5 protein-coding genes are annotated in these 6,636 nt (G+C 65.4%); 1 reads left to right on the top strand and 4 read right to left on the bottom strand.

Translation table 11 applies throughout. From position 1 onward, the window contains the following. Nucleotides 1-1,550: autotransporter outer membrane beta-barrel domain-containing protein (locus tag ASN89_RS10335; protein ID WP_152988528.1), on the top strand; the 1,550-nt coding region annotated here is incomplete at its 5' end. Nucleotides 1,551-1,624: 74 nt separating this feature from the next. Here the strand turns inward: ASN89_RS10335 and ASN89_RS10330 are convergent. The 4 genes from ASN89_RS10330 to ASN89_RS10315 all read right to left on the bottom strand — a co-directional run bounded on the left by ASN89_RS10330 (nt 1,625) and on the right by ASN89_RS10315 (nt 6,448). Then, on the bottom strand, nt 1,625-2,653 hold the full coding sequence (locus tag ASN89_RS10330) for an acyl-CoA dehydrogenase (RefSeq protein ID WP_058049208.1): 1,029 nt from the start codon (nt 2,651-2,653) through the stop codon (nt 1,625-1,627). Between the two features lie 129 nt (nt 2,654-2,782). Beyond that, on the bottom strand, nt 2,783-3,394 hold the full coding sequence (locus ASN89_RS10325; RefSeq protein ID WP_058049207.1) for a hypothetical protein: 612 nt from the start codon (nt 3,392-3,394) through the stop codon (nt 2,783-2,785). A 141-nt stretch (nt 3,395-3,535) separates the two neighbouring features. Next, complete coding sequence (locus ASN89_RS10320; RefSeq protein ID WP_058049206.1) at nt 3,536-5,599, bottom strand: methyl-accepting chemotaxis protein; 2,064 nt, start codon at nt 5,597-5,599, stop codon at nt 3,536-3,538. Nucleotides 5,600-5,656: 57 nt separating this feature from the next. Continuing rightward, nucleotides 5,657-6,448, bottom strand: coding sequence for a TorF family putative porin (locus ASN89_RS10315; protein WP_058049205.1), 792 nt, complete (start codon nt 6,446-6,448; stop codon nt 5,657-5,659). Nucleotides 6,449-6,636: the final 188 nt, after the last annotated feature.

The following is a 6,636-nucleotide window of genomic DNA, read 5'->3' as shown; positions in this document are numbered from 1 at the left end:
GCACCTCGGCGCCGGTGACCTCGACGATTACCGTCAATCCGATGCCGCAAGTGCTCAGCCAGAGCGTCACGGTGGTGGCTGGCCTGACGGTCAATGTGGACCTGACGGCGGGCGCCACGGGTGGCCCGTTCACGGCGGCGAATATCCTGAGCGTGGCGCCGGCGGAAGCGGGCAAGGTGGTGGTGCGCGACGTGGGCACGGCCGGCAAGCCGTCGTACCAGCTGAGCTTTGCGGCCTCGGGCAAGTTCGCCGGCGCGGCGGTGGTCAGCTACACCCTGAGCAATGCGTATGCCACCTCGAAGCCGGGTGTCGTCAACGTGACGGTGACGGCGCGGCGCGATCCGTCGGTCGATCCGGAAGTGATCGGCCTGCAGGCGGCGCAAGCGGATGCGGCGCGGCGTTTCGCCAGCGCACAGCTGTCGAACTTCACGCAGCGCCTGGAAAGCCTGCATGGCGATGGCTGGGGACGTTCCAGCTTTGGCCTGAGCCTGACGCCGCCGAACGACAGCGGCAACCCGACGGCGGCGCTGGCGCGCTGGCAGGCGGACGAAGCGGACCGCGTGTTCGGTACGGCCGTCAAACCGTTCATGCGCAAGGCGGCCTTGCGCCAGCCAGGCGCTGGTTTCAGCAGCGATGAACGGCAACAGGTCGATGTCAGCGGCGCCACCAGCGGCTTGCCGGACATGCCGCAAAAGCCGGACACGCAGAAGCAGGCGCTGGCTCTGTGGCTCGGCGGCGCGGTGGACTTTGGCCAGCACTATGTGAACGGCCGCGACACGGGCTTCCGTTTCCGCACCAACGGCGTGAGCGTGGGGGGCGATTACCGCCTCAGCGACCTGGCCACCCTGGGCGTGGGCGCCGGCTTCAGCCATGACCGCAGCGACGTGGGCCAGAACGGCAGCCGCAGCACGGCCGACAGCGCCGTGGCGGCCGTGTATGGCAGCCTGCGTCCGAGCAAGGGCGTCTTCCTCGACGGTGTGCTTGGCTACGGCACCTTGCAGTACGACGCGTCGCGCTACCTCGCCGATGGCAGCGGTTTCGCCACCGGCGAGCGCGACGGCAAGCAGGTGTTCGGCGCGCTGGTGGGCGGTGTCGAGATGCGTCATGACACCTGGATGTGGTCGCCGTACGGCCGCGTGGAACTGATGTCGGCCAAACTCGATCCGTACACGGAGAAGGCGGCGGGCATCAACGCCCTGAGCTACTTCAAGCAGACCGTGCGCTCGCGCATCGGCGCGCTCGGCGTGCGGGCCGAAGGCATCTATGTGGGTGGCCTGGGCACGTGGTTCCCGCGCGCGCGGCTCGAGTACCGGCACCAGTTCCAGGGCGCCGATGATGCGCGCCTGGCGTATGCCGACCTGGTGGCCGACGGCCCCGTGTACGTGATCCGCACGGTGCCGCAACAGACGGGCAACTGGGCGGCGGGCCTGGGCGTGAAACTGTTGCTGTCGAATGGCATGACGATCACCCTGGACTACAACAGCAATTTGAATATCGATAGCGGACGTACCCAGTCGGTGATGTTCGGCATCGCCATGCCGCTCAGGTAATCACGTAGTCAGGCCAGTCCTGATCGCCGGCCCGGAGTCCATCCGGTCCGGCGATTTTTTTTGCCCGTGCGCCGTTACAGCATCCACGGATGTGCTTCCGCGCCGGCGACGATGCCGCCCAGCACGGCCTGGTCGCGTTCCGCATGGCTCTGGCGCAGGAACACGGGCAGGTCTGCCGCCAGGCGCGCGAAATGGGCATCGCGGCACAGGGGGCCGGCGCCCAAGGCGCGCGTGGTCAGGTGCAGCACCAGGGTCGCCGCGTCCTCTACGGCCAGGCGCAGGCGCAGCGCCAGTGCCATGGCATCGCTTTGCGGGTGCGCGTCGATCTCGGCGGCGCCTTCGCGCAGCAGGGCGCCGGTGGCGCGCAGGGCGCAGTCGATCTGGCCCAGTTGCGCCAGGCGCACGGGATCGGGGGCGGCGTGCTGCGCGCGCGCATGCAGATGGCTGGCGATGGCGCAGGCGGCGCCATACCAGGCGGCCGCGATGCCGGCGCTGCCATGCCAGTAGCCGGGGCGGTTCAGATAGGCGCCCGGCGCGCCAACGGGAAAGGCGCGCGCGGCGGAAAAAGTCACATCGACGCTGGCGCAGGCGCGCATGCCGACGGCTTGCCAGCCTTCGTCCGTGACGTGCACGCCAGGCTGCGACAGCGCCACGCAGGCCAGGCAAGCCTGGTGATCGTCGCTCCGGCAGCTGATCAAGGCATGGCTGAGGCCATGCGCGCCGGAACACCAGGCCTTGCGCCCGTCGAGCACATGGCGGCCATCTGCCATCTGCCGCAAGCGTAAGCGCGCGTCGGGCAGGTCCGCGCACCAGACGCCCCAGCTGCCGCCGGCCGGCATGCAGGAGCCGTCGAGTTCCGCCAGGATGGCCAGCGCATCGGTATGGCTTTCATACAGCTTGAGCAGGGACAGGTCGATGGCGGCGATGGCGGCCAGCATTTGCCAGCGCCGCAGGGTGGCGCCGTGGCCGGGCAGGGGTAGCTGGTCCAGCCCCGCGTCGCGCAGGCGCCGCAAGCCGTCGATGGGGGTGAAGGCGCTGTCCTGCGGCTGCAACAGGGCGGCCAGCGCGGCGTCGGACGGCAGGGAGAAAGCGTTGGTCGACATGGCAAGCTCCTTTTTTTAACAGGATAGCTTTCTGCTTTTGCAATGTCTGTCCGATTCTACACCTAGCCTTGCCAGCGGTATCGAGGCCTTGACGCTGCAGGGCCATGGCCCCCGCAGCAAGTCACGCGCCTATTTTTTTACGTACAGCATGTCGGGCACATAGCTGCTGCCGTTATGCGAGAAGGTGTAGAGATTGTTGTCGCGCAAGAAGATGCCGCCTTTGATGGTTTGCGCCGGGCGCATGCCTTCGTCGAGCAGGCAGGTGGAGCCGCCTTCATACTCGATGCACCATTGCTGTTTGCCATCTTTCTTCACGTATTGCACGCCAGGTCCCGTGACGTTGAAGGTATAGGCGGGCATGGACAGATTCAGCTTGTCGATGCGCACGTTGGTGGCTGCCCCATTTTCCGTCAGTTTGACGAGGACGTCGGCCACGCCATCCGGTGTCGCGCTCATCTTTGCGGTCATGGTTTCCGTGCCCAGCAAGGTGCCGCTGCAGCCGGTCTTGAGATAGGTGTCGATCGTGGAGGTCAGTTCCATCGCGCCGCTGCCATCGGCCTTGGCGGCGACCACCATGGTCTGGCGTTCATGTTCGTCGCACGGCGTTTGCCAGGTACCGACGTAGGGTGCCAGCGTCGAGCCGGCATTGGAATTGCCTGCATCACTGCCGCCGCCGCCACCACCGCAGCCGGCCAGCAGTGCGGCGCTTGATGTCAGGAATACTGCCACAAATTTTTTCATGCTCCATCCTTTTATTCCGGCAAGCATGCGTGCCGTAGACGCGGCAACAGTATAAAAGGATGGATCAGGGGCAATTCTCACCGAATGTATTCGTGACTTGATATAGATCAAGGGCACTCGCAGCCGCCTGGCAAGACAGGCTTAAAACTCTTCCCAGTCATCGCCGGCCGGCGCCTTGGCTGGCGCTCTTGCCGCGAGCGCCGGCTTGGCCGGGGCGAGGCGCTTGGCTGGTGGCGCCACCACTTTGGTCACCACCGGCATTGCCTGCGGCGTCGTTTGTTGTTGTGCGCCCAGCTTGAATACGCTGACCACCTCGGCCAGGTGGCTGGCCTGGTCTTGCAGGCTTTCGGCGGCAGCCGCCGCTTCCTCGACCAGGGCCGCGTTTTGCTGCGTCACGCCATCCATCTGCGCCAGCGCCTGGTTGACCTGGGCGATGCCGTCGCTTTGCTCGTTGGTGGCGACGCTGATGTCGGCCATGATGGCGGTGACCTTGCGCACGCTGTCGACTACCTGTTCCATGGTGGCGCCCGCTTCGTCGACGAGCTTGCTGCCGGCCGCCACCTTGCCGACGGAGTCGTCGATCAGCAGCTTGATTTCCTTGGCCGCCGCCGCCGAGCGCTGCGCCAGGTTGCGCACTTCCGTGGCGACGACGGCGAAACCGCGCCCCTGTTCACCCGCGCGTGCCGCTTCCACGGCCGCGTTCAGGGCCAGGATATTCGTCTGGAAGGCGATGCCGTCGATGACCGAAATAATGTCGACGATCTTGTTCGACGAGTCGTTAATCGACGTCATGGTTTCGATCACCTTGCCGACCACTTCGCCGCTCTTTTGCGCCACGCTGGAGGCGGAGGCGGCCAGTTGATTGGCCTGGCGCGCATGGTCGGCGTTTTCCTTGACGGTGCCCGTCAGCTCTTCCACCGAGGCGGCCGTTTCTTCCAGCGAACTGGCCTGCTGCTCCGTGCGGGCCGACAGGTCGTTATTGCCCTGCGCAATTTCCGCACTGGCGCGTGCCACGTTGTCCGCGCTGGCCTGCACTTGCAGCAGCACGGCGTGGATTTTTTCCACGAAGGCGTTGAAACCTTTGCCGATCACGGCCAGCTCGTCGGTGCCCTTGACTTCCAGCTTGACGCGCAAGTCGGCGTCGCCGCTCGACAGGTCCGTCATGGTGCGGCCCAGGGTACGCAGGGGGCGCGTCAGCTGGTTGACGACGAGAATCAGAATGCCGGCCGTGGCCGCCGCGCACAGCAGGGCGACGATCAGGGTATAGATCATCAGGTCGCGCGCCGAGGCCGTGGCCACGCTTTTCGGGAAATTCAGTTCCACGCTCCATGGCGCGATATCGGGGTGGATCTGCAGCGGCTGCAGCAAATGGATGTAGCCCTTGTCGTCCTCGTATTCATACGACTGGCCCTGGCGTACCTTTTCCAGGCCGGCGGCCGGCATGTCGTCGGCTTTCTTGCCGAGACGATCAGGCACGGGGTGGCTCGCGTACAGGCCGCCGTTCGAGATCAGGGCCAGCTTGCCGCCCTCGATCACTTTCAGGTCGGCGAGGATTTTCGCCAGGCGCGTGAGCATGAAGTCGGCGCTGGCCACGCCCTTGAAACTGCCGTCGATCATGATGGGCGCCACCAGCGAGGCCATCAGGACATTCTTGCCGTCGACGGGATAAATGTACGGTTCCGTAAAGTAAGTCTTGCCGGTGCGCTTGGGCACGTCATACCAGTCGTTGGCGCCCGGTTTCGGGTCGAAGACGATGGGTTCGACTTGCAGCTTGCCGCCGGCGCCCCGCGTCCAGTAGGGCATGAAGCGGCCGCTGGCGTCGTAGTACGGTTTCTGGTTGGCGAAATCCGCATCCTTGCCGTCGAGTGCGTTCGGCTCCCACGTCACCGCCGAGCCCAGCAAGTCTTCGGAACTGGTCAATGTTGCCTTGGTCAGTTCGTTGATCTGTTCGCGCTGCAGGGGCAGGCTGGCGCTCTTGGTGCCGCGCATGGCGCCGGCCAGGCTGGACACGCTGGACAGATTGCTGGCGATGCGCGCCTGCAGCGCACCGGCCACTTCGCGCGCCGACGTGCGCGCCAGGTCCAGCGCGGCCGCTTCGGCGCTGGCGCTGCTCTTGTAGCCGATCACCGCCGCCGTGACGCCGAGGCTGAGGACGGCGAGCGCGGTGGCGGCGACGCAGATTTTACTGTTCAGTGAGAGTTGCATGATGCTGTTCCTTGATGGGGAGGGGTATTGATGTCATGGGCGTCGCGGATGGCGCGCCTAGAACGTCTTGCTGATGGCCAGCACGAAGGTGGTCGCGGCGGGGTTCGACGTGTCGAACTGGCCGGCCGCATTCGGGATGCCGAGGGTGTAATGGTCGTAGGCATCGGTGGCGCCCCAGGCGCGCGTGAGTGCGGCGCTGGCGCTCCAGCCGCCGTCGAAGGTCCGGGTGACACCGATCTTGGCGTCGCGCCAGTTCCACATGGCGTTGCCCGTACCCGCCACCCGGCCATTGCCGGCGTGCAGGTTCAAGGTCCAGGCATTGCCCAGGTCGACATTCGCACCCACGTCCAGGTAGCCCGTGCCGCGCGCATTGCTGATGCCGAAGAAATCCGGCGTGACCGTGCGGTTGTACTTGGCGTACAGCATCTTGTAGCTGAGGCCCAGCGACAGTTCGCCATAGTCGTACTTCACGCCCGTGGCGCGGTAGACGGCACCCGGATATTTGTAATAGTAGGCCAGCACGCTGTAGCCCAGTTCGCCTACCGTGCCGCTGTAGCCGCCGTACAAGTCCCATTCGACGGTCGCATCCTCGATATAGCGGTCGCTGACGGTGGAAGCCCAGGTGCCCAGCGACCAGCCGCTCGGGTGCGCGTAATCGGCCCCCGCCTGCAGCGCCGGCTTGCCCCAGGTCTGGCGAAAGCCGCGCGAAATGTATTGCGAGGTGAGACTGGCATTGGCGCTGAAGGTGGCGGCGGGGCTGTCCGTGCTCTGCGCCTGCACGGGCAGGGCGGCCAGCAGGAGTAGGCAGCCGAGCAAGGATGTGGCAGGAAAATGGTGGTGCGATGGCATGACAGTCAGCTCCGTATTTGCTGGCAGCGGCCGTCCAGGCGCGTTGCCCTGATGGTTGCAATAAAAATGCGGAATGGACTTTTGTGAAGGCAAGGCGGCTTGTCTGCATGCCCGCATGAACAGGCACACATTCTCACCAAACGTAACCGAAAGGATAGGGGCTGGGGCTAGTGGAAGTCAATAAAGTT

Source organism: Janthinobacterium sp. Ant5-2-1 (assembly GCF_001445815.1).
GTDB classification, from domain to species: Bacteria; Pseudomonadota; Gammaproteobacteria; order Burkholderiales; family Burkholderiaceae_D; genus Janthinobacterium; species Janthinobacterium lividum_E.
Note: the sequence above shows the minus strand (reverse complement) of the source record. Positions and strands in the feature narration are given on the sequence as shown.